The 21,656-nt window shown below is 63.1% G+C and carries 21 protein-coding genes and 1 pseudogene; 14 read left to right on the plus strand and 8 right to left on the minus strand.

Annotated elements, in window-relative coordinates:
• Window positions 1-293: 293 nt before the first annotated feature.
• Together E4Q23_RS00390 and E4Q23_RS00395 are read left to right on the plus strand one after the other, a co-directional pair.
• A complete protein-coding gene (locus E4Q23_RS00390; RefSeq protein ID WP_169064806.1) occupies window positions 294-977 on the plus strand; it encodes a TIGR04283 family arsenosugar biosynthesis glycosyltransferase in 684 nt (227 codons plus the stop codon).
• 36 nt (window positions 978-1,013) lie between these two features.
• The gene (locus E4Q23_RS00395; RefSeq protein WP_169064807.1) at window positions 1,014-1,868 is read left to right on the plus strand and encodes a DUF547 domain-containing protein; all 855 of its coding nucleotides are present in this window, start codon (window positions 1,014-1,016) and stop codon (window positions 1,866-1,868) included.
• Between the two features lie 96 nt (window positions 1,869-1,964).
• On the opposite strand, the gene E4Q23_RS00400 is transcribed toward E4Q23_RS00395, so the two are convergent.
• Window positions 1,965-2,732 (minus strand): LysE family translocator, encoded by a 768-nt coding sequence (locus tag E4Q23_RS00400; protein ID WP_248595153.1) that lies wholly within the window; start codon window positions 2,730-2,732, stop codon window positions 1,965-1,967.
• Between the two features lie 241 nt (window positions 2,733-2,973).
• Here E4Q23_RS00400 and E4Q23_RS00405 point away from each other — a divergent pair, with 241 nt between their 5' ends.
• The 11 genes from E4Q23_RS00405 to E4Q23_RS00455 all read left to right on the plus strand — a co-directional run bounded on the left by E4Q23_RS00405 (window position 2,974) and on the right by E4Q23_RS00455 (window position 12,820).
• Window positions 2,974-4,383, plus strand: coding sequence for a sensor domain-containing protein (locus E4Q23_RS00405; RefSeq protein ID WP_169064808.1), 1,410 nt, complete (start codon window positions 2,974-2,976; stop codon window positions 4,381-4,383).
• Window positions 4,384-4,661: 278 nt separating this feature from the next.
• Window positions 4,662-5,165, plus strand: a complete 504-nt coding sequence (gene tpx / locus E4Q23_RS00410) for a thiol peroxidase (protein ID WP_169064809.1) — start codon at window positions 4,662-4,664, stop codon at window positions 5,163-5,165.
• 56 nt (window positions 5,166-5,221) lie between these two features.
• Window positions 5,222-6,088 (plus strand): IclR family transcriptional regulator, encoded by an 867-nt coding sequence (locus tag E4Q23_RS00415; RefSeq protein ID WP_169064810.1) that lies wholly within the window; start codon window positions 5,222-5,224, stop codon window positions 6,086-6,088.
• A 68-nt stretch (window positions 6,089-6,156) separates the two neighbouring features.
• Window positions 6,157-6,354 (plus strand): YkgJ family cysteine cluster protein, encoded by a 198-nt coding sequence (locus tag E4Q23_RS00420; protein ID WP_248595154.1) that lies wholly within the window; start codon window positions 6,157-6,159, stop codon window positions 6,352-6,354.
• Window positions 6,355-6,388: 34 nt separating this feature from the next.
• Window positions 6,389-7,213 carry an undecaprenyl-diphosphate phosphatase gene (locus tag E4Q23_RS00425; RefSeq protein ID WP_169064811.1) on the plus strand — a complete coding sequence of 275 codons (825 nt, stop codon included), beginning with the start codon at window positions 6,389-6,391 and terminating at the stop codon, window positions 7,211-7,213.
• A 1-nt stretch (window position 7,214) separates the two neighbouring features.
• Complete coding sequence (locus tag E4Q23_RS00430; protein ID WP_169064812.1) at window positions 7,215-7,793, plus strand: YqiA/YcfP family alpha/beta fold hydrolase; 579 nt, start codon at window positions 7,215-7,217, stop codon at window positions 7,791-7,793.
• 2 nt (window positions 7,794-7,795) lie between these two features.
• Complete coding sequence (locus E4Q23_RS00435) at window positions 7,796-9,709, plus strand: ribonuclease catalytic domain-containing protein (protein WP_169064813.1); 1,914 nt, start codon at window positions 7,796-7,798, stop codon at window positions 9,707-9,709.
• Window position 9,710: 1 nt separating this feature from the next.
• Window positions 9,711-10,598 (plus strand): TonB family protein, encoded by an 888-nt coding sequence (locus E4Q23_RS00440; protein ID WP_336511572.1) that lies wholly within the window; start codon window positions 9,711-9,713, stop codon window positions 10,596-10,598.
• Between the two features lie 7 nt (window positions 10,599-10,605).
• Window positions 10,606-11,457, plus strand: a complete 852-nt coding sequence (aroE, locus tag E4Q23_RS00445; protein WP_169064815.1) for a shikimate dehydrogenase — start codon at window positions 10,606-10,608, stop codon at window positions 11,455-11,457.
• A complete protein-coding gene (gene mtgA, locus E4Q23_RS00450) occupies window positions 11,454-12,149 on the plus strand; it encodes a monofunctional biosynthetic peptidoglycan transglycosylase (RefSeq protein ID WP_169064816.1) in 696 nt (231 codons plus the stop codon). The genes aroE and mtgA overlap by 4 nt, the downstream gene beginning before the upstream one ends.
• Window positions 12,150-12,286: 137 nt before the next feature.
• Window positions 12,287-12,820: a LapA family protein gene (locus tag E4Q23_RS00455; RefSeq protein WP_169064817.1), complete on the plus strand. Its 534-nt coding sequence runs from the start codon at window positions 12,287-12,289 to the stop codon at window positions 12,818-12,820.
• A 72-nt stretch (window positions 12,821-12,892) separates the two neighbouring features.
• Here E4Q23_RS00455 and E4Q23_RS00460 read toward each other — a convergent pair whose 3' ends face one another.
• The 6 genes and pseudogenes from E4Q23_RS00460 to nirJ all read right to left on the minus strand — a co-directional run bounded on the left by E4Q23_RS00460 (window position 12,893) and on the right by nirJ (window position 19,012).
• The gene (locus E4Q23_RS00460) at window positions 12,893-14,296 is read right to left on the minus strand and encodes a DEAD/DEAH box helicase (protein ID WP_169064818.1); all 1,404 of its coding nucleotides are present in this window, start codon (window positions 14,294-14,296) and stop codon (window positions 12,893-12,895) included.
• 286 nt (window positions 14,297-14,582) lie between these two features.
• Complete coding sequence (locus tag E4Q23_RS00465; RefSeq protein WP_169064819.1) at window positions 14,583-15,131, minus strand: chorismate--pyruvate lyase family protein; 549 nt, start codon at window positions 15,129-15,131, stop codon at window positions 14,583-14,585.
• Window positions 15,132-15,310: 179 nt separating this feature from the next.
• Window positions 15,311-15,754: a DUF192 domain-containing protein gene (locus E4Q23_RS00470; protein WP_169064820.1), complete on the minus strand. Its 444-nt coding sequence runs from the start codon at window positions 15,752-15,754 to the stop codon at window positions 15,311-15,313.
• Between the two features lie 143 nt (window positions 15,755-15,897).
• Window positions 15,898-16,203, minus strand: a complete 306-nt coding sequence (locus tag E4Q23_RS00475) for a hypothetical protein (protein ID WP_211203562.1) — start codon at window positions 16,201-16,203, stop codon at window positions 15,898-15,900.
• A gap of 8 nt (window positions 16,204-16,211) precedes the next feature.
• Window positions 16,212-17,801 (minus strand): annotated as a pseudogene (locus E4Q23_RS00480) (cytochrome D1 domain-containing protein).
• Between the two features lie 17 nt (window positions 17,802-17,818).
• Window positions 17,819-19,012, minus strand: a complete 1,194-nt coding sequence (gene nirJ / locus E4Q23_RS00485) for a heme d1 biosynthesis radical SAM protein NirJ (RefSeq protein WP_169064822.1) — start codon at window positions 19,010-19,012, stop codon at window positions 17,819-17,821.
• 468 nt (window positions 19,013-19,480) lie between these two features.
• On the opposite strand from nirJ, the gene clsB reads away from it, so the two are divergent.
• Window positions 19,481-20,641, plus strand: coding sequence for a cardiolipin synthase ClsB (gene clsB, locus E4Q23_RS00490; protein WP_169064823.1), 1,161 nt, complete (start codon window positions 19,481-19,483; stop codon window positions 20,639-20,641).
• Here the strand turns inward: clsB and gluQRS are convergent.
• Window positions 20,638-21,579: a tRNA glutamyl-Q(34) synthetase GluQRS gene (gene gluQRS, locus E4Q23_RS00495; RefSeq protein ID WP_169064824.1), complete on the minus strand. Its 942-nt coding sequence runs from the start codon at window positions 21,577-21,579 to the stop codon at window positions 20,638-20,640. The two genes, clsB and gluQRS, sit on opposite strands and share 4 nt — an antisense overlap.
• Window positions 21,580-21,656 lie beyond the last annotated feature (77 nt).

Here is a 21,656-nt window from a genome sequence, read left to right on the forward strand (position 1 = left end):
GAAGGGGGCAGGGGGAAGAGGGAAACGGTCATGACTTTCATGATTTGGGGTGTCTCCACGTGTCATGACCGTTAATGTGAAAGTCGCGCCAGCGACTCACGAAACTCCCTTCTCCGCTCGCGGGAGAAGGGCCGGGAGAAGAGGGGGACGGTCATGACTTTCAGCATCCGGGGTATCTCGACTGTCATGACCGTTAGCGATGCGCTAGGGTAGGGGCGGTGGAGTTGACGGCAACGTAAGGATCGGCGCGCCTGGACGACCAAGCTCCTGTCGCCTCCATGCCGGATAACAGAATGCCAGGCTCCAACACGATCTCCGTGATCATCCCGACGTTTAACGAAGAAGCCCGCATTGGCGCGACGCTAGCCAATGTGTTGCCGCAGCGGCCGGCGGAAGTGCTGGTCGTGGACAGTGGCAGCAGCGATGCGACGGCCAGCATTGCCGCGGCGACTGCCGGCGTGCAGCTGCTGCAGTCGGCAAAAGGCCGGGCGCGTCAGATGAACGCTGGCGCTGCGGCTGCTCGTGGCGAGTGGTTACTGTTCCTGCATGCCGACACGCTCTTGCCGGCGGGGGCGCTGGAGCGTATCGCGGCGCTGCCTGATGGCGTCCTGGCCGGTGCTTTCAGGCATCGCTTTTCCGGGGACGACTGGCGCTTGCGGCTGATATCGCGTCTCGACAACACGCGCAGCCGGCTGACGAAGATTGCTTTCGGCGACCAGGCGGTGTTCGTGCGGCGGATGCTATTCGAGCGGCTCGGCGGTTTTCCGGTGTGCGAGGTGATGGAGGATGTAGCCTTCGGCGAAGTCCTGCGCCGCGCCACCACGCCGATTCTGCTCAGCGAAGAGGCGATTACCGATTCGCGCAAGTTCGAACAGATGGGCGTGTGGACCAGCCTGCTGCGGGTTGGCGTGCTGCTCGCTTGCCATCGCCTGCGCCTGCCGCTCGTCGGGCGGTCGTTTTTCAATGAAATTCGCTGACCGTGTGGCGAGTAGCGGCCGGATCCGGGAGATGGCATGAAGAGCTGGACGAATTGGACGAAATCGACGCATTGGACGAAATGGACCAGCGGGATTTTCGCGCTCGCGCTCCTGTGCCTGCCGCTAGCGGCCAGTGCGGCTTTCGACCATAGTCACGCGGCGTGGACGGTGCTGCTCAAACGGCATGTCGTGCTCATCGATGGGGGCAAGGCGTCGCAGCTGGACTATGGCGGGCTGGCGCAGGAGCGGACGGCATTGCAGGCCTATCTCGACAGTCTCTCGGCGGTGCCGCGGGCGGAGTTCGATTCCTGGTCCAAGTCGCAGCAACTTGCATTTCTGATCAACGCCTACAACGCTTTCACTGTCGAGCTGATTCTCGGCAAATATCCGGATCTGAATTCGATTCGCGATCTCGGCAACATCGTTTTCAATAGTCCGTGGAAGCAGAAGTTCTTCACGCTTTTCGGCGCGCGCCGCCATCTGGACTGGATCGAACACGAGGTGATTCGCAAGCCGGGCGCTCATGACGATCCGCGCATCCATTTTGCGGTGAATTGCGCCTCGGTCGGCTGCCCGATGTTGCGCGAAGAGGCTTTCGTCGGCGAGCGCCTGGATGCCCAGCTGGAGCAGCAGACGCGGCGTTTCCTCGCTGATCGCACGCGCAATCGCTACGAGCCGAAGACGGCGACTTTGGTCGTCTCGCAGATTTTTGACTGGTACGGCGAGGATTTCTCGGCTGGCTACCGTGGCGTGGGCTCGCTCAGACAGTTCCTGGGCAGTTATGCCAATCTGCTGGCGACTACGCCCGCCGAACAGGCGATGCTGCGTCAGAATCTGGTGGGAATCGACTTCATCGAGTACGACTGGGCGCTGAACAGCGTGCCGCGTTGAGCGGCCGCGCGCGCCAGGCGCGGTGCTGCGCGGGACTGTCGCCCGCGCTCTACTCGCACTCCTCGCACGCCGCCGCACAAGACGCTACGCCTGAGGCTATTTGCTGCTGCGCGTTCCCGTGACGGCGGCGAGGACGCCGAGGCCGATCAGGACCCCGGCGCTCAGGAAGTGGCCGACGCCGCGCAGCCGGCCGTGGCGCAGCAACGCTGGCTGCACCGCACTCGCGGTGAGCACGTACAGGCAGTCGGTGACGACGGCGATGAAGACGAACAGCAATCCCAGAAGCACGCTCTGTAAAAGTGCCGATGTCATTGGGTCGACGAACTGCGGCAGGAAGGCGGCGAAGAATAGCGCCGTCTTGGGGTTGAGCAGCGCGACGACAAAGCCCTCGCGAAATATCGGCGTGAGTTCGGCGGCGCCGAAAGTCGCCTTGTCCGTCTGCCGTGCAGCGCCTTCGCCAAGCGCTTTGATGCCCAGATAGACAAGATAGGCTGCGCCAGCGTACTTGACGACGGCAAAAGCCAGTGCGGAGGCGGCAAACAGCGCCGCCAGGCCGATCGACGCGCCGACGGCGTTGGCCAGGTTGCCGAGCGCGACGCCGGCCAGCGAAACCAGCCCGGCTCGCCGCCCCTGGGCCAGGGTGCGCGTCACGATATAGATCACTCCCGGCCCCGGTGTGGCCGCGAGCACCAGACTGGCCAGCACGAAGGCGGAAAAAGGCAGTGTTGCGGCAGAGTTGCCAAGCAGGATTTGGCTGATTTCGGTGATCGCGGGCATCGCACTTCCCTGGCTGTCGAAGAGATGGATGAAATACAAGGCGATGTGGGCAATCCGTCTGCGGTAAACCTGACAAATTGTCAGCAATCAGCTACCTTGCGCAAAAAAAAGGCTCCTTTCGGGTTCATTTCTTCTTGCCAGCCGCATCGCGCAGCATTTGAATACTGTCTGATATACCCAAACGGTGATGACATGTCGAGACTCTCCTGATGATGAATATCGTGACCGTTCCCCTTTTTACCGACCCTTCTCCCGCACGTGGAGAAGGGAGATTCGTGAGTCGCGGGCGCGACTTTCACGGCAAGTGTCTGCCAATGGAGGGCCCGGCATGAACAACGGTGGAGGTATCGATCGTTCCCGAGAGCAGCTTTCGTCGACCTGGGCCAGGCAGGTCGTGGAAGCCATATCGATCCCGATGTTCGTGATTGACGCCGAGCACCGCGTCGTGCATTGGAATCGGGCGTGCGAGAAGCTTACCGGGGTTTCTCAGGATTCCGTGCTGGGGACGACGCGAGCGTGGTCCGCGTTCTACCAGGACTCGCGACCGGTGATCGCAGATCTCGCTTTGAATGGCTCACGGCTGGAGGATCTCGAACGCTATTACGCCGGAAAATATCGTCCATCGGCTTCGCTCGAGGACGCTTGGGAACTCGAAGACTTCTTCCCGCGGATGCCCGATGGCGGCAAGTGGCTGGTCTTCAGCGCCGCAGCCCTGCACGACGAGAGCGGCGTTGTCGTCGGGGCCGTGGAGACGCTGCGCGACGTCACCGCGCAGCGGGCAGCCGAGCGGGCGGCCAGCGATGCTGCCTTGCTGTTGTCTGAAATCGTTCAGGGCTCGCCGGTGCCAACCTTCGTCATTGACGCCGAGCATCGCGTCACGCACTGGAATCGCGCCTGCGAGGCGATTCTCGGGGCGCCGGCCGAGCAGATGATCGGCTCGCGCGAGCAGTGGCGACCGTTCTATCCGCATCCGCGACCGGTCATGGCCGACCTGGTGCTTGATGCGACGGAGGGTCAAATGGGCGAGCTCTACGCCGGCAAGCTGCGACCTTCACCCTTGATCGCCGGTGCCTGGGAAGCCAGGGACTATTTTCCGCAGTTCCCGGGCGGCGGGCGCTGGTTGTACTTCACCGCGGCGCCACTACACGGCGCCGATGGACGCGCCATTGGCGCCGTCGAGACGCTGCAGGACATCAGCAAGCAAAAACACTACGAAGTGCAGTTGGAAGCTCTTGCTCGGCAAGACCCGCTCACGGGACTCGCCAACCGCATGGTGCTCGAGGAGCGCTTCAATCTCGCCCTGTCGCAGGCGGCGCGACACAAACGCCTGCTGGCACTCGCTTTCCTGGACCTCGATCACTTCAAGCCGATCAATGACGCCATGGGGCATGCGGTTGGTGATGCGCTACTGGTCGAGCTCGCCAAGCGCCTGCTGGCGATGGTGCGTGCTTCCGACACCGTTGCCCGGATCGGTGGCGACGAGTTCGTCATCGTGTTGGCCGAGCCGGAATCTCGAGAGGCCGTCGAAGGCGTGATGCAGCGCATCATCGAGACGGTCAGGCAGCCGTTCCAGCTTGACGAGCATTGCGTGCAGGTCGGTTGCAGCATTGGCATCGCGCTCTATCCGGAGGACGGCGACGACCACGGAGGCCTGCTGCGCGACGCCGATGCGGCGATGTATCTTGCCAAGACGGCTGGTCGCAACGGCTACCGCATGCATGCCAGGCAGGTTCAGTAGGTGCAGGGCAGCAGACTGCCTGGCACGCGAACTGGTGGCGAATGGCCAGCTCGCGGCATCGCTGGCAGAGTCGGTGGCCTGCGCCGGTTCGCGGTCAAGGAGGGTGTCAATCGCAGGCGATGCAGGCCGAGCAAAGTTGACGCGGTGGTGGTTCGAGAACTTCCACCGTGAAATAATGACCAAAGAGCGCTGACCAGAACGGTCAGGCCGGGCGCCCATGCGGTGCCGATTGATTGCCAACTTTCACCATCCCTTCTCCAGAAAACAAAGGAATCAACATGACGAGCACAGTAACTCTCGGTGGCAACCCTTTTCAGGTTAACGGTGATTTCCCGCAGAAGGGTCAGACGGCAGCTGCGTTCACGCTCGTTGGCAAGGATCTTGCCGACGTTTCGCTAAGCGCTTTTGCCGGTCAGAGGAAGGTTCTGAACATCTTCCCGAGCGTGGACACGCCGACCTGCGCAACGTCGGTGCGTACCTTCAATGCCAAGGCGAGCAGTCTGGCGAACACCGTCGTGCTTTGTATCTCGGCCGATCTGCCGTTTGCGCTGAGCCGCTTCTGCGCTGCCGAGGGCCTCGAGTCGGTGCTCACGCTGTCCACCATGCGCGGTCGCGAGTTCCTCCAGGACTATGGCGTTTCTCTGAGCAACGGTCCGCTGGCCGGCCTCGCCGCGCGGGCAGTGATCGTGCTCGACGGCGACGATCGGGTGCTGCATAGCCAGCTGGTTGCCGAAATCAAGGACGAACCTGATTACGAAGCTGCGCTGCAGGCGCTTGCCTGAGCCGCGCCCCCTTGATCTGCCATCTGCCACCTCGCACCCGCCGCTGAGCAGCAAAGATGCCTGCGCGCGACGACACTGAAGCGATTCCGCAGCGCCAGGGCATTCAGTCGATCGAAGTCGGCACGCGTCTGCTGCGTGCCCTGGCGGCCAGCCAGCGGTCGATGATGCTGCGCGACGTCGCCCGCAACGCCGGCATGCCGGCGGCAAAGGCCCGTCGCTATCTGGTGAGCTTCATGCGCATGGGGCTGGTCGAGCAGGATGCCAATACCGGGCGCTACGACCTTGGCGAGTTTGCGCTGGAACTGGGGCTGGCCAGCTTGGCGCGGCTGGACCCGGTGCGCCTGGCCGGGCCCGTGCTCGACGACCTCTGCGAGCAGATCGGCGCCACCGTCGCCCTGGCCATGTGGGGTAATCACGGCGCCACCTGCGTGCGCTGGGTCGAAGCCGGCGGCGCGGTGACCGTCACCCTGCGCACCGGCGTCGTGCTGCCGCTGACGACCTCGGCGACCGGGCTGGCCTTCTCTGCTTTTTACCGTTCACCTTATCTGAAAAAGATGCTCGACGCCGAAGTGCAGGCCACCGCCGAGGCTGCGGGAAAGACCTCGGCGGAGGTGATGTCGACGCTGACTTTGCAACTCGAAGACATTCGCCGTGACGGCATGTCGCGTGCGGCGGGCAGCATGACGCCGGGGATCAACGGCGTCAGCGCGCCCGTTTTCGGGCACACCGGTCGGATGGTGGCGGCGGTTACTGCTCTGGGCGTCGTCGGCAGCTTTGACGTCGCGCTGGACAGCTCGATCGCGCAGGGCACACGGGAAGCGGCGGCGACGCTTTCCAGGCGTCTTGGTTATGGCAGCAGCGACGGCGCGGCAGGCGAGCAAACCACAGCCTCTGTCAGCGCTGCGCCGCAAGTCAGTCGCTGACGTCTGTGCTTCGTGCTTGCCGTGCCGGCTGTGGGGCCTGCTGTATTGCACCTTCGATCACCACGCCGATGCCCGGCCATGCGCAGGGAAAACCGGCCGCCGAGCCCTGCGCCAATCTGAGCACGGACCTGCGTTGTCGCTTGTGGGGGCGGCCCGAGCGACCGGCCTTCTGCGCCGGCCTGCAGGCCTCCGACGAAATGTGCGGCGACGACCGGCAACAGGCGATCGCCTGGTTATCGGCGCTGGAGCGGGCAACCCGGCCGTGAGTGCTAAAATGCGCCTTTTTGCCGAAAGCTCCACGTGGACCTGCTGCTGCTGCTGAAAGCCCTGATTCTCGGCATCGTCGAAGGGGTGACCGAATTTCTGCCGGTCTCGTCGACCGGCCACCTGATCCTTGCTGGCGCTTTGCTCGATTTCAACGACGAGCGCGGCAAGCTGTTCGAGATCGTCATCCAGTCCGGCGCCATGCTCGCCGTCTGCTGGGAGTTCCGCGCCAAGATCATGCAGGTCTTGCGCGGTCTGCCCAGTGATCCCGGCGCACAGCGTTTCGCGCTCAATGTGTTGGTCGCCTTTCTGCCGCTGGCGATCATCGGGCTCTTGTTCGGAAAGACGATCAAGGCCTATCTGTTCAACGCGCCGGTGGTGGCGACGGCCTTCATCGTTGGTGGCCTGATCATTCTCTGGGCCGAACGCCGCGAGCATCGCATCCGCGTCGAGTCGATCGACGACCTGTCCCTGGGCGACGCGATCAAGCTCGGTTTTGCACAGGCGCTGGCGCTGATTCCGGGGACTTCACGCTCCGGGGCGACGATCATTGGCGGCCTGCTGTTCGGCCTTTCGCGCCGCGCCGCCACCGAGTTCTCCTTCTTTCTGGCCATGCCGACGCTGATCGGCGCGAGCATCTACCAGCTCTACAAGGAGCGCGCGCTGCTCTCTGTCGACGATATCGGAATGTGGGTGGTCGGCTTCGTTGCGGCGTTCATTTCGGCTTTCTGGGCCGTGCGCGGGCTGCTTCGCTATATCAGCACGCACGACTTTTCGATTTTCGCCTGGTATCGCATCGCCTTCGGGATACTGATTCTCGTGACTTGGCAGTACGACTTCATTTCCTGGGGAGATCACTGAGTTGGCCGCCCCACGCATCATCTATCTGCACGGCTTCTGCTCCTCGCCAGCGTCGTGGAAGGCGCGCCTGCTGGCCGAGTTTCTGGCCGTAGCGGGTCTCGCCGACCGCTTTTCCTGCCCCGTGCTGTCGCACGTTCCGCGCGCTGCGATCGCCACCGTCGAGGCCTTGCTGGACAGCGACGACGCGCCGACGACGCTGGTCGGCAGTTCTCTGGGCGGCTATTACGCGGCCTGGCTGGCCGAAAGGCGGGATCTGAACGCCGTCTTGATCAATCCGGCGGTAATGGCCCCAAGCCTGCTCGAGGGGCTGCTGGGAACACACGTCAACTACACCAGTGGCCGTCGCTTCGAGTTTGGCGCCGAGCACGTCGAGCAACTGCGCGCGCTCGACACGCCGCTGATCACCCCGTCGCATTACCTGCTGATGGTCGAAACCGGCGATGAGGTGCTCGACTACCGGCACGCCGTCGAGCGTTTTGCCGGCTGCCGACAGATAGTCGTCGAAGGCGGCGATCACAGCTTCACCCGTTTCCCTGACTTCGTACCGCAAATCATTGAATTCTGTGGGTTACAATCGTAGTGATGCATGTTCTATATGAAGAAGACGGCGCCTTCCGGACGGCCACTATTCTGGTCGACAACGACAGCTCCTTGCAGGTCGAGACGGCTTCCGGAAAGCGCAGCAAGATCAAGGCTGCCAACGTTCTGCTGCGTTACGGCGAACCGGTACCGACGCTCTTGCTCGAGCAGGCCGAGGCGCTCGCCGCCAGCATAGAACAGGAGTTTCTCTGGGAGTGCCTGGGCGACGGCGAGTTTTCTTTTTCTGATTTTGCCAACGAGTACTTCGGCCATGTCGCGACGGCGGTCGAGGCGTCGGCCTTGCTGCTGGCCCTGCATTCGGCGCCCGTCTATTTCCATCGCAAAGGCAAGGGCCGCTTTCGCAAGGCAGCAGCCGATATTCTCCAGGCCGCTCTTGCGGGTCTCGAAAAGAAGCGCCAGCAAGTACTGAGCATCGAGCGCATGGTCGGCGAACTGAAGGCCTTCACGCTGCCGCCGGAGTTCACGCCGATTCTCAGCCAGTTGCTCTACAAGCCCGACCGCAATCGCAGTGAAACCAAGGCGCTCGAAGCGGCGTGCAGCGAAAGCGGCCTTTCGGCGCCGCATCTGCTGCAGAAGTGTGGCGCCATCCGCTCTGCTCACGACTATCACCTGCAGCGTTTCCTGTTCGAGTATTTCCCGCAGGGCACGGGCTTTGCGGCCTGCGCCGCACCCCTTTTGCCGAGCAACCTGCCGCGCGCCGACGTGCGTGCATTTTCGATCGACGACGCGGCAACCACCGAGATCGACGATGCCTTCTCGCTGCAGGTGCTGCCCGGACTGGGCTGGCAGGTCGGGATCCACATCGCTGCGCCGACGCTGGGCATGGCGCCGGGATCGCCGCTCGACGCGATTGCGCGCGATCGACTGTCTACGGTCTATTTGCCGGGCAGCAAGATCACCATGCTCCCGGAAAAGGTGGTCGAGGCCTTTACGCTATGCGCTGGCCGTGACTGTGCGGCCATTTCTCTGTACCTGACGGTGACTCCCGAGTTCGAAATCACCGCTTGCGAGTCGCGCATCGAGATCGTCCCAGTGGTCGCCAATCTCCGCCATCACGACCTTGAACCCCTGTTCAACGAAGCCAGCATTGCCGCCGGCCTTGCCGAGTTCGCTTTTCGCGACGAGCTGATGACTCTCTGGCAGCTGGCCAATGCCTGCGAAGGTCGCCGTGGCAAGCCGTCGGCAACGCAGACTTTTCTCGACTACAACTTTCGCATTCAGGGCGACCTCGGCGATGCTGACGCCTGCGCGGTGGAGATAAGCGCTCGCCGACGCGGCAGTCCGCTCGACAAGCTGGTCTCCGAAATGATGATCGTCACCAACAGCACCTGGGGTGGCCTGCTATCCAGCAAGGGCGTGACCGCGATCTATCGTATCCAGACGCCTGGCGGCAAGGTGCGCATGAGCACCTCGCCGCAGGCGCACGAAGGTCTCGGCGTCAAGCAGTATGCGTGGTCGACCTCGCCGCTGCGGCGTTATATCGACCTGCTCAACCAGTGGCAGCTGGTGGCCTATCTGAATGGCGATACACCGCCTTTTGCCGCGCGTTCGGACGATCTTTTCGCCGCGCTGAGCGATTTTGACATGACCTACGCTGCCTACGCCGACTTCCAGCGCAGCATGGAACGTTACTGGTGCCTGCGCTGGTTGCGGCAGCACGAAGTCGAAACGATCAAGGCGACAATTATCGGTCGCGAGAACCTGGCGCGCTTCGATCAGCTGCCGCTGCTGCAGCGCGTGCCCTCGGCACCCGAGCTCAAGCCCGGTCAGGAAATCATGCTGCACGTCGAGTCGATCGACTATCTGACGCTCGAACTCGGCTGCCGCTATGTCGAGACGCTGCCTCCGGCGGCTGTCGCAGCTGCCGACGACGAGCTGCAGGAGGCGATCGATTGAGGTGAACGCTGCCCTCCGCGATCGCTATCAATCGCCGCTGGCGGCAAGCAGACTGTGGCTGGCCGTGGCGGTTTCCCTGCTCCTGCATGGTGGGCTGCTGGCGGTGCATTTCAGCTTTCCAGACGCTTCGCGCGCTTTTCAGGAGCGGGCACTCGATATCATCCTGGTCAATAGCCGTTCGCCGCGAAAACCTGCCGATGCGCAGGTGTTGGCGCAAGCCAATCTCGACGGGGGCGGCAACACCGAGCAGGAGCACCGCGCGGCGACGCCCTTGCCGCCGGCACCGCGCCATCAGGACGGCGACGACCTCGAACAGTCGCAACGACGCATCCAGGAACTCGAAGCGCACCAGCAGCGGCTGGCCGCAAAAGCGCGTAGCCGTGCGCTGGTCGCGCCAAAGCCGGACAAGGAAGAGCAGCTGGCACCGACGCCGCCGCCCAGCGTCAGCGGCCGCGATCTGGCGCACAGCGCGCTGGCCATGGCGCGCCTCGAGGGCGCGATCGACAAGGAACTCAACGAGTACAATCAGCGCCCGCGCAAGAAGTTCATCGGCACCCGCGCCAGCGAATACCGTTTCGCACAATATATCGAGGCCTGGCGGAGCAAGGTCGAGCGCGTCGGCACCCTCAACTACCCCGAGGAGGCCAGGGGTAAGCTCTACGGCAAACTGGTGATGACCGTCAGCATCAAGAGTGACGGTAGCCTCCTGCGTATTGAGATCAATCGCTCGTCAGGCCACCAGATCCTCGACGACGCCGCCCGTCGCATCGTCACCATGGCTGCCCCGTACGGCGATTTCCCACCAGCTATCCGGGAGGATACCGACATTCTGGTATTCACCCGCAGCCTGCGTTTCACGCAGAGCGACAGTCTCGAAAGCAAGAAATAAGGCCAGGATGAGCGATCTATATTGCGTTTTCGGCAATCCCATCAGCCACAGCAAGTCGCCGGTGATCCACACGGCCTTTGCCAGGCAGTGCCGCCAGGACCTCCGCTACGAGGCACTGCTGGCGCCGATCGACGGTTTTGCCGCCAGTGTGCGTACTTTTATCGCCGCCGGTGGTCGTGGCGCCAATGTCACCGTGCCGTTCAAGGAAGAGGCTTTTCGTCTGGCGACTCGCCTGAGCGTGCGCGCCGAACTTGCGGCGGCGGTCAACAGCTTGCGTTTCGACGGCGCCGAGATTGTCGGCGACAACACCGACGGCGCCGGCCTGCTGCGCGACCTCCTCGTCAATCTGGCGTGCCCGATCGCCGGCCGGCGTGTCCTGCTGCTTGGCGCCGGCGGCGCAGCGCGCGGCGTTGTCGCGCCCTTGCTCGAGCAGCGGCCGGCGACGCTGGTGATTGCCAATCGCAACGTTTCCCGAGCACAGGAGCTGGTGCAGTGCTTCGCCGCTAGCGCTAGTGCTTCCCTCCTGTGCCCTGGTGGCTATCCGGAACTCGCTGGGCAGTCCTTCGACCTGGTGATCAACGCCACCTCGGCCAGTCTCGCCGGTGCGCTACCACCGCTGCCCGCGGCGGCCGGCATTTTCGCACCCGCCAGCCTGGCTTACGACATGATGTACGGGAAGGGCGACACGCCATTCCTCGCCTTTGCCAGAGCGCAGGGCGTGGAGCGCCTGGCCGACGGTCTGGGCATGCTCGTCGAGCAGGCGGCCGAAGCCTTCCATTTCTGGCGCGGCCTCCGCCCCGACAGCACGCCGGTGATTGCCGCGCTACGTGCCAGGAGCGAGGCCGGGCCGGCCGGATGATTCGCCTCGGCGTCTGGCTGAAGCGGCTGCTGTTGGCGGTCATCGGCCTGCTGCTGGTCTTTCAGTTCTGGCTTTTCGGCTGGGTGCTGTGGTGGAACTGGGTCAATCCCGAGAGCACGCGGTTCATGGAGATTCGCCTCGCCGAATTGCGCGTCGCGGATGCGCAGGCGCAGTTGCAGCAACGCTGGATCGCGTATGGGCAGATCTCGGCCAATTTGAAGCGCGCCATCGTCGCCGCCGAGGATGGTAAATTCCTCGATCACGAAGGTTTCGACTGGCAAGGCATCCAGAACGCGATCGAGACGAACCAGAAGAAAGGCCGCGTTGTCGCCGGTGGCTCGACGATTTCTCAGCAGTTGGCGAAGAATCTTTTCCTGAGCCCGGCCAAGACCCCCTTGCGGAAAGCCGAAGAGGCAATCATCACCCTGATGCTGGAAGCCGTCTGGAGCAAGCAGCGGATCCTGGAGGTGTACCTCAACGTCATCGAGTGGGGCAGCGGCGTTTTCGGCGCCGAAGCGGCCGCCCGCCACTATTTCGGCATTTCGGCGAGTCAGTTGTCGGCCGAGCAGGCGGCCCGCCTGGCGGCCATGGTTCCGCGGCCGCGTTTCTACGACCGCAACCGCAACGCTCCGGCGCTGCTTGCGAAGAGCGAGATCATCCTGGCGCGAATGCGTTCGGCGGCTGTTCCGTGAGTCGGGCAGGCGACTTTCGCTTTAAGCAGCCGGGGTTTTTGCAAGTGGCGACCATTCGCCAATCCTGGGATACTATCGAGCTTCGGTCCCCGTCGCGCGAGCCCTTTTTCGGCAACCAATGAAGGAGTGATTACCTCATGAAGTTTCGCACCCTGTTTCTGCTGCTCATCCTCGGCGCTACCGCTGGCTTTTCGGCGCTCAATTGGGGCGCGTTCATTGCCCCGACCACGCTTTCGCTGGGCGTGACTGAAGTGCAGGCGCCGATCGGGGCGATCATGTTGGGCGTGGTGGGCCTGCTGACGGCCTACTTTTTGCTCTTCGTGATTTACGTGCAGGCCTCGGCGCTCTTCGATTCTCGTCGCCATGCGCAGGAATTGAAAGCCAACCAGGAGCTGGCGGACCGGGCCGAGGCCTCGCGCTTTACCGATCTGCGCGGCTTCATTACCACCGAACTGCAGGCGATGGGCAGGCATGGCGCGGGCAACGCGGCGTCGGGTGGCGCTGACCCGGCGCTTCTCGCCCGGCTCGATCGCATCGAGACCGAGCTGTTAACGGCCATCGAGCAGTCGGGGAGCAATGTTGTGACTTCTCTTAATGGGATCGAGGATCGCCTCTCCCGGTCAACAAACGGCGGCGGCCTGCCAGTGCTTGCGGCGAAAAGCAGCTTCTAGTGCATTGGCACGGGCAGAAAAAAGCCCGCTGAGTGCGGGCTTTTTCGTTCTCGATAGCGGCTTGATCAGTGATCAGCGATCGCCGTAAGCGCGGCGGTTGGCGTTCGCGCCGCCACCGCCACCATGACCACTCTTGGGCCCTTCGTGGTGAGGTGTGCGCGGCAGGCCTTCGCGGCGGGGAGCAAAAGGTTTGCCCTGGCGGTTGTCGCCACCCTTCCAGCCCGGCTTGCCGGTCGGTCGCGGTTTTGCCGGCGACGGCCGACGCGTCGGCTCGTGACCCTCGACGACAGCGACTGGAATCAACTGCTTGGTGAAGCGCTCGATCTTGCGGACGTTGAAGTGTTCGGCATGATGAACCAGCGAGATGGCCAGGCCATTGCGGCCGGCACGACCGGTACGACCGATGCGGTGCACGTAGTCTTCGGCGAACTTCGGCAGGTCGTAGTTGAAGACGTGCGTGATCGTCGGGACGTCGATACCGCGTGCGGCAACGTCGGTGGCAACCAGGATGCGTACCTGGCCACGACGCATGGCGGTCAGTGTGCGGTTGCGCGCGCCCTGATGCATGTCACCGTGTAGCGCGGCGGCGTTGAGGCCAGCGACGTTGAGACGATCGCTGACCGTATCGGCGTCGCGCTTGGTGGCGGTGAACACGACTGCCTGGTCGATCGAGGCATCGCGCAGGAGGTGGTCGAGCAGGCGGTTCTTGTGCGACAGGTCGTCGACGAAGTGCATGCGCTGCTCAATGTTGTCATGCCGGGCGGTGGTCGCATCGACGCGAATTTGCAGCGCGTTGCGGGTCATCCGTTTGGCCATCTCGCCGACGGTTCCGTCGAGCGTTGCCGAGAAGAGCATCGTCTGGCGCTCGGTCGGGGTGGCCGAAACGATCTTTTCGATGTCTTCGATGAAACCCATGTCCAGCATGCGGTCGGCTTCGTCAAGGACGAGTACCTGCAGCTGGGAAAAGTCGATCTTGCCCGAGTTCATATGGTCGATAAGACGACCCGGCGTAGCGACCAGGATCGCCGGGTTGCGGCCAAGAAGTTCCATCTGTTTCGGATAAGGCATGCCGCCGAGGATGGCAACAGCGTGCACGTGGTGCACCTGGCGGCCGTACTTCTCGGTGGCGGCAGTGACCTGCAGGGCGAGTTCGCGAGTCGGCGTCAGGACCAGCATTTTCGGCTGTGCTGGCTGGAAGCGCTGGCGATCGTTGCCGCGCGAGCGGGCCGGGCGACGTTCCTGAGAGGCGGGCGGGCGCGCTGCTTCGGGGGCGCGTTCGAGCGACGCGAAGCGATGCAGTGCCGGCAGCATGAAGGCGGCGGTTTTGCCTGAGCCGGTTTGCGAGGAAACCATCAGGTCGCGGCCTTCGAGGGCCGCCGGAATGGCTTGTTTCTGGACCGGCGTTGGTTCGCTGTAACCGGAATCGGTGAGTGCTTTGAGGATGGCCGGGTGGAGGCCGATATCTGCAAAAGTCATGGTTCTCTTTTCTATGGATGCGCCGCACGCTACCTCTACGGCATAGTGCGTTGCGAAAAAACAAATGCAACGCCAACCAACGAAAAGCTGAGAGAGACTTTGATCAAGTCGATCGCTTCGATCGATTCGCGGAAGTCAGCAGCTATCGGCACAAAAGCTTTGTGCCAGTGCGGCGCTGAATGAATCGACACCAGAAGGCAGGGGGGCTTGAGAGTTACGGCCAGGTTCGCGATGCTCGTCGCAGCGAGCAGCCCTTGGCCGCTCAGTGCAGCCGTGCATTATAGCATCAGCGTGCTGCGTGTGTTTCCTTTTTGTTGGTTTCGCGCAGTTGCAGCATTCGCGGCGAGAAGACCTCGGTGACCAGTACCGATTGCGCGCCAAAGCGAAAGTGAGAGCGACGTGCCCACAGGCAGCCTGCCTCCACTTCTTCAAGTTGCAGAGCGCCGAGCGCCGAGGCAAACAGTGTATGGCGCTCATCGAGCCGCTTGTAGTTGATCTTTCCACGCCTGAAGCCGGGGTGCGAGAAGAGCAGCGCGCCAAGTGAGCGGTTGCCCAGGCGTGCCAGCCAGAGTTGCAGTGGGCCGCGTGGCCGATACGGCAAGACGGTGTGCGCGAAGACGACGCGTTGTTCGTCACAGTGCAAAGCGACTTCACGAACCCACGCCCGTACGCCTGGTTCGATTCCGAGCAGGCGTGCTTCATCGGCAGTCGGCAGGCCGAAGCCCTGGCGCAGCACGCGCACCGCAAAGCGTCCTCTGGCCTGGATGCGTGCAGTCAGCGAGCCGCGGTCACGCAACCAGGGGATGAAAGCGACGTTGTCGGGCGTGCGCAGCAATCGGCTGCGCCAAGGCCCTTGGGGTGCCTTGCTGTTGAACACGTGGCCAGCTTTGCTTAATGTGAAAGTCGCGCAAGCGACTCACGAAACTCGCATCTCCCCTTGCGGGAGAGGGGCCAGGAACAGCGGGGGGCGGTCATGGCTTTCATGATCTGGGGTATCTCGACATGGCATGACCGTTACTGGGGACGCGGCGATTTGTCGATGCCGGCAATGCGCGTTCCCGGTTTGATTCCCTTGCTGGCGAACCAGTCGAGGTTCATTTCCAGTGCGTAGCGGGCCTCACCAGCGGCGCAGTGGTTGTCCTCGGTTTGCGGCTGCATTTTCTCGATGTTGAGAATGCGCCCCTCCTGGTCGAGAAACGCGACCGACAGCGGCAGGTAGGTGTTGCGCATCCACATGCAATGGCGGGTCGCCTGCGCAAAGACGAACAGCATCCCGTGGTTGGCCGGCAGGCTGCGGCGATTCATCAGACCCTGCGCGCGACTGGCGTCATCCGCAGCGACTTCCGCTTCGATACGATAAAAGCCGGCGCTGAGCTCGATGCTCGCAAGCTGCGCAGAAACGGACAGCGAAGCCAGCAAGGGCGCCAGCGCGATCAGAAAACAAGGAAATCTGTACATCAAGAACTCCGGGAGGGAGGATGGATTGAACGGCAAGGACCGTCACCCTCGCTGTTGCCCCACGCGCAGAAAAGTACCGCCAAGCGGATCCAGGCTAGGCGTCGAGAACGTCCTTCTGGCGTCGGCGCTATTGGGCTTTGCGACTACTTCCGTGACTTGCTCTTCGCTTTCGAATCTGTCTTCGTGTTCGTCCTGCTCTTCGCCTTGGCCGTCGTCTTCGTCCGCGGTGTCGCTTTGCCAGCCGGGCTCGATTTTTCCACCTTGGCTTGCGCTGCTGGCGAACTCTTCGCGCCTTTCGGCGGCGGTTTCGGGTGCACCGTCGGTGCGCCAATGGTGACTTCGGCAGCACCGTTCTCGGCAGCTTTCGGTACCGCCAGAGTCGCCGTGCAAGCGAGCAGCAGGGCACCAGCCAGCAGCTTGCGCAAGGAGTGGTTGATGGTCACGGTCATTGCCTGGCTCAGTGGCTGGTGCCTTCGGAACGCGATATTTTGTTCCAGACGTTGTACTTGCCGACCGGCTTCTTGGCCGGGATTCGCTTCACTTCCTCGAGCGTCTGCGCGTCGATCACGACCAGCGCGCCATCGTCTTCCCAGAGGCTGGCCAGCGCGTAGCGGCCGTCCCGAGTGAATTCGACGTGGGCCAGCGTCTGTCCCGGTTTGGCCTTGATCTGCCCGACCACTTCCAGGCTCTGCTTGTCGATTACCTGCAGAACGTGCTTGTTTTCCTTGCTCATCATTGAGTCGGTGAAAGCGTAGCGACTGTTCTCGTGGCTGCGCATGAAGAAACCCGGGCCAAGGGTCTTGATCTCCTTGACATTCTCGTAGGTCTCGAGATCGATGACTGTCACCACCCCTTCGTTGAGGTTTGGCGAGGCCATGACCGTCCGCACGCGACCCTTGGGGTCGGTCCATTGCCAGGTGATTCCCGAGCCAGATGCGGCATTCCCGGTAGGTCGAGGTCGGCGATCTTCTTGCGCCCGTCGAGAAAAATCACCTGTCCCTTGCTTGCCGAACGCGACGACCCGAGGATCTCGCCGTAGCTCTGAGTGAAGAAGAAGTCGTCGAGATACTCCTTGAGCATGGTTCGCTGCGGGTAGAACATGCCCGGCGTGAAGTGACCCTCCTGATACTGGAAGTCATGCACCAGTCCCTCGGCGACTGGCGCTGCATCGGGGTCGTAGCTGATCTCCCAGGCTTCGGGAACGTCCTTCAGGGCGGCGACGAAACTCTTGCGCGGTGCCGCGTCGTAGACCGCCGAGACGCGCGAGGTCTTGTCGCCGGCGGCGTTGAGCGTCGGGATGATCTTCACCAGCGAGAGGTCTTTGGCGTCGAGCAGGACCAGGCTGTGCGGCAGGTAGTTGGCTATCATCACCCACTTGCCGTCACCGGAAACGGCAGCGTTGCGGGTGTTCAGGCCGGCGCGGATTTCAGCGACGACGAGCAGATTGTAGATGTCGAACTTGGTGATCCAGCCGTCACGCGAAGCGAAATAGACAAAGCGGCCATCGGGCGAGAACTTCGGGCCGCCGTGCAGTGCGTAGCGGCTGGGGAAGCGGTGCAGGCGTTCGAGCTTGTCGCCGTCGAGCACCGACACGTGATGGTCGCCGGTTTCGACGACGATGAACAGATTCAACGGGTCGGCACCTTTCAGCCCCGGACCAGGCTGGTCGGGTAGTTTGCCGGCGTCGGCGTTGACCACTTGCGAGGCGCGAATTTCGCTCTCCCCCCCATTGCGGCGCCGGCGTTATCGGGTTGTAGATCAAGTCTGCCAGTTGTTGCACCTGATCGGCGCTCAACTTGTCGCCAAAGGCCGGCATTTGCGTCGCCACGCGCCCGTCGCTGATCACTTTCAACGCTTCTGGTTTGCGCAGTCGGGCCAGGTTTTCCGGCAGGAGAGCCGGCCCGACACCGCCAAAGCGCGTTTCGCCGTGGCAGGCGGCGCAGTGTTCCTTGTAAAGTGCCTGGACGCCGGCTGCCTCGGGCCCTCCGACAGCGCTGGCGAACGACGATCCGCCAGCAAGAGACGCTGCCAGGCAGGCGGCAGACATAGCTAGGCGCCAGTTCATCAGGCTCTCCGGATTCTGATGTGCGGGGTGACCGTCAAGCGTTCGCGGCCGGGTTCAACGCCGATTTCTTCGTCGTCGAGATAACAGCCGGGGTCTTCGGCCCAAGGGTCGCCGGTCAGCTGTTGCGCGCGCACACGCGTGTTGCCGTTGCAGATGTCGAAATGCTGGCAGTCGCCGCAACGCCCCGAAACGCTGCGCGGAAACTGCTTCAGACCGGCCATCAGCGGGTCGGAAACATCCGTCCAGATTTCCGAGAACGGCCGCTCACGGATGTTGCCGAGGTTGTAGTGCCACCACATGGTGTCGGGATGGACATTGCCGAGATTGTCGATGTTGGCCACATTGACTCCCGAAGAATTGCCTCCCCATTGCGCCAGCCGGGCGCGGATGTTGGCTGCCTTGTCGGGGAAGTTCTTTTTCACCCAGTACAGGAAATAGACCCCGTCGGCGTCATTGTTGCCGGTGGTGAACTCCTTGTGCAGGCCACGTTGCTGATAGTCCCAGCAGGTATCGAAGAGCAGGTCCATGGCCCAGCGCGTCAGCTTGTGTTGCGCGTCGTCCTTGCGGTTCTTGTTGCCGCGGCCGGCGTAGTTGAGGTGCGAGAAGTAGAAGCGATCGATGCCTTCGTCCTCGACCAGTTCGAGCAGGCGCGGCAGGTCGTGCGCATTGTCCTGGGTCATCGTGAAGCGGACGCCAATTTTCAGGCCCAGGTCGCGGCACAGGCGAATGCCTTTCAGGGACGCTTCGAAAGCACCTTCCATGCGCCGGAACCTGTCGTGGGTTTCACCCATGCCGTCGAGCGAAACGCCGACGTAGTCGAAGTCGCACTCGGCGATGCGGTCGATGTTCGTCGCGTCGATCAAGGTTCCGTTGGACGACAGCCCGACGTAGAAGCCCATCGTTTTCGCGCGTCGGGCGATGGCGAAGATGTCCGGGCGCAGCAGTGGCTCGCCGCCGGAGAGAATCAGCACCGGAACGCGAAAACGCTTGAGGTCGTCCATCACCGCGTAAATCTCTTCGGTGCTCAGTTCGCCGGGAAAGTCCTTGTCGGCCGAGATCGAATAGCAGTGCTTGCAGGTCAGGTTGCAGCGGCGGATGAGATTCCAGATGACCACCGGCGCCGGCGGGTTCTGCTTGGGGCCGGGCTGCTTGGGTGCGACGAGTTCCTGCATGTACTGGGAGATTCGAAACATCGTGCGTGCACTTCCCGAAAGAAAACCGTGTATTAGAGGGCAGGCCTAGGGGCTGGGCCTTGACGTGGATCAAGGCTCGGCGCATCCGCTGCCGCGAACCTGGCCAGGCAGCTGTTCGCCCGGTGGAGAAAGTCGCATTCTCACCCTCGTTTCTCCGGTCGGCAAGTGGTGACCAGCGAAGCTTCGCTCCGTGCGCTTGCGGTTGGCATCAGCTTTGCGTATTTTGGCGGCACTGCATTTTCCGAGGCGCGCAAAAAGCCTTGTGCACGGCGCTGGACGCGTGTGCGCGAAGCGTCGAGAATAGCTGCTCGACGCGCCTGGCGGCGATGGTGCGAGTTATGGGCATAGGGGGAGTAGCGGGCTTGAGCGACTGCCGATTCGGTAAAGTCCTTTGCGCGGCCGCGTTTCGGATCCAGGCAGTAAGGCTGTGTGCCAGGCGAAGCCGGGCCCGGGTCCGGAGTCAACTCCATGGCCGCTGACTTCCTGCCCGGCAATCGCTTGACCTTGCTGAACAGCGGAGCCGAGTACTTTCCGGAACTGATCAGGGCGATCGACGGCGCGCAGCACGACGTTCACCTCGAAAGCTACATTTTCGAGGACGATGCGACCGGTCAGGCGGTCGCCGCGGCGCTGGCAAGCGCTGCTCGACGGGGTGTCACGGTGCGTGTGCTGGTCGACGGCTTCGGCGCTCGGGAGTTCGCCGAGTCTCTGCAGCCGGCCTTGCTCGCCGCTGGCGTACAGGCGATGGTCTACCGACCCGACATCGCGCGCTTTCGTTTGCGCCGCCATCGTCTGCGTCGTTTGCATCGCAAGCTGGCGGTGATCGACGGTGAAATCGCCTTCGTCGGCGGTATCAACGTCATCGACGACCTCAATACGCCGTATCAGATCCCGCCGCGCTATGACTACGCAGTTCGCGTCGAAGGCCCCTTGCTGGCGCCAATCCAGCAGGCCCAGCAGCGACTGTGGGAAATCGTGTTGTGGGCAAAGCTGAATCGTCGTTACCGCCTTACCAGGCGTGTGCAGACCGATCTGGGAGCGCGTGGCGAGCAGGCTGCCGCGTTCGTGGTGCGCGACAATATTCTCCATCGCCGCGACATCGAGGAAGCGTATCTCGAGGCCATTGCCGCTGCGCAGCAGGACATTCTGCTCGCCAACGCCTACTTCCTGCCCGGTCGGCGCTTTCGCCGCGCCCTGCACGACGCGGTAAAGCGCGGCGTGCGGGTGGTCATCCTGTTGCAGGGGAGGATCGAATATCGCCTCCTCCACTACGCGACGCAGGCCCTTTATGGTCGCTTACTGGGCTACGGCATCCGCATTTTCGAATATCGGCGCAGCTTCCTGCATGCCAAAGTGGCGGTTATCGACGGTCATTGGGCGACCGTCGGCTCGTCGAATATCGATCCTTTCAGTCTGCTGCTGGCCAGGGAAGCCAATATCGTCGTCAAGGACCCGCTGTTCGCCAACAGTCTGCGCGAGAGTCTCGAACAGGCGATGCGCAATGGCGCCCGCGAACTGCCGATCGATAGCTGGAAGCGCCTGCCCTGGCATTCGCGCCTGCTGCGTTGGGCAAGCTACAACCTGGTGCGGACCCTGGTCGGCATCGTCGGTTACGGCGGCAAGCGCTAGTAAGGGCAGACGCCGCGCAAGGCCGGAACGCGCTCGATCGACCAGGCGGCAATTGCCCAGGGCCAGAAATCGCGGAGCGGTCCGGCGCTGATTTCCGGCGGTACCGCGTGACCAAGAAATTGGAGGGCTGCTGACAGGACTGCGCTGCCGGCTGATAGATCGACGGCGGCAGCCCGCATTTGCTTGGAGAGCTTTTCGCCGGCGGCATTGGTCACCACCGGCAGGTGCGCGTAAGTCGGCGTTGCCAGGTCCAGACATTGCTGCAGCCAGATCTGCCGTGGTGTCGAGTCGAGCAGGTCGACGCCGCGGACGACTGCGTTGATCCCTTGCGCGGCGTCGTCGGCGACGACTGCCAGTTGGTACGCGTACTGGCCGTCGGCACGCAGCAGGATGAAGTCGCCGACGGCGCGGTCGAGATTCTGCTGCACCTCGCCCTGAACGCGGTCGCCGAAGGCGATCGTCGCGTCGGCTACGCGCAGCCGCCAGGCGCGTGCCGCTCGGCCCGCGGCGAGGCCGTTGCGGCAGCTTCCCGGGTAGACCAGGCCGCCGTCCACCGATCGTGGCGGCGAGCAGGCGGCAATTTCCGTTCGCGAGCAGGCGCAGGGGTAGACCTCGCCGTCGAGTTGCAGGCGCACCATTGCGGCGTGGTAAAGGTCAAGACGCCTGCTCTGGACGAGCACTTCACCATCCCAGGTGAAGCCGAAGCCTTCCAGCGTGCGCAGGATATCGTCGGCGGCACCGGCAACCGTCCGCGGCTGGTCGACGTCCTCGATGCGCAGCATCCACTGGCCGCCGTGGGCGCGGGCGTCGAGATAGCTGCCGACGGCGGCGACCAGCGAACCGAAGTGCAGGGGGCCGCTTGGTGAGGGCGCAAAGCGGCCGCGATAGGGTGGCAGCGGGCGCTGAGCGCGGTCGTCGGTCGGCGTGGCCGCGATCATTGGGCTCGCGGCGCAGCGTTCAGCGTGCGCCGTCTTTGTATTTCCACCGCTGCCGCGTAAAATCCGCCGGTCATTAA

Source organism: Candidatus Accumulibacter phosphatis (assembly GCF_012939955.1).
GTDB classification, from domain to species: domain Bacteria; phylum Pseudomonadota; class Gammaproteobacteria; order Burkholderiales; family Rhodocyclaceae; genus Accumulibacter; species Accumulibacter delftensis.

What these genes read in the sequence shown, in the direction of transcription:
- E4Q23_RS00470 (WP_169064820.1), bottom strand. Translation starts at nt 15,754, where the DNA reads ATGTACAGATTTCCTTGTTTTCTGATCGCGCTGGCGCCCTTGCTGGCT.
- nirJ (WP_169064822.1), bottom strand. Translation starts at nt 19,012, where the DNA reads ATGTTTCGAATCTCCCAGTACATGCAGGAACTCGTCGCACCCAAGCAG.
- E4Q23_RS00405 (WP_169064808.1), top strand. Translation starts at nt 2,974, where the DNA reads ATGAACAACGGTGGAGGTATCGATCGTTCCCGAGAGCAGCTTTCGTCG.
- E4Q23_RS00460 (WP_169064818.1), bottom strand. Translation starts at nt 14,296, where the DNA reads ATGACTTTTGCAGATATCGGCCTCCACCCGGCCATCCTCAAAGCACTC.
- E4Q23_RS00395 (WP_169064807.1), top strand. Translation starts at nt 1,014, where the DNA reads ATGAAGAGCTGGACGAATTGGACGAAATCGACGCATTGGACGAAATGG.
- E4Q23_RS00455 (WP_169064817.1), top strand. Translation starts at nt 12,287, where the DNA reads ATGAAGTTTCGCACCCTGTTTCTGCTGCTCATCCTCGGCGCTACCGCT.
- tpx (WP_169064809.1), top strand. Translation starts at nt 4,662, where the DNA reads ATGACGAGCACAGTAACTCTCGGTGGCAACCCTTTTCAGGTTAACGGT.
- aroE (WP_169064815.1), top strand. Translation starts at nt 10,606, where the DNA reads ATGAGCGATCTATATTGCGTTTTCGGCAATCCCATCAGCCACAGCAAG.
- E4Q23_RS00420 (WP_248595154.1), top strand. Translation starts at nt 6,157, where the DNA reads ATGCCCGGCCATGCGCAGGGAAAACCGGCCGCCGAGCCCTGCGCCAAT.
- E4Q23_RS00415 (WP_169064810.1), top strand. Translation starts at nt 5,222, where the DNA reads ATGCCTGCGCGCGACGACACTGAAGCGATTCCGCAGCGCCAGGGCATT.
- E4Q23_RS00435 (WP_169064813.1), top strand. Translation starts at nt 7,796, where the DNA reads ATGCATGTTCTATATGAAGAAGACGGCGCCTTCCGGACGGCCACTATT.
- clsB (WP_169064823.1), top strand. Translation starts at nt 19,481, where the DNA reads ATGGCCGCTGACTTCCTGCCCGGCAATCGCTTGACCTTGCTGAACAGC.
- gluQRS (WP_169064824.1), bottom strand. Translation starts at nt 21,579, where the DNA reads ATGATCGCGGCCACGCCGACCGACGACCGCGCTCAGCGCCCGCTGCCA.
- mtgA (WP_169064816.1), top strand. Translation starts at nt 11,454, where the DNA reads ATGATTCGCCTCGGCGTCTGGCTGAAGCGGCTGCTGTTGGCGGTCATC.
- E4Q23_RS00390 (WP_169064806.1), top strand. Translation starts at nt 294, where the DNA reads ATGCCAGGCTCCAACACGATCTCCGTGATCATCCCGACGTTTAACGAA.
- E4Q23_RS00475 (WP_211203562.1), bottom strand. Translation starts at nt 16,203, where the DNA reads ATGACCGTGACCATCAACCACTCCTTGCGCAAGCTGCTGGCTGGTGCC.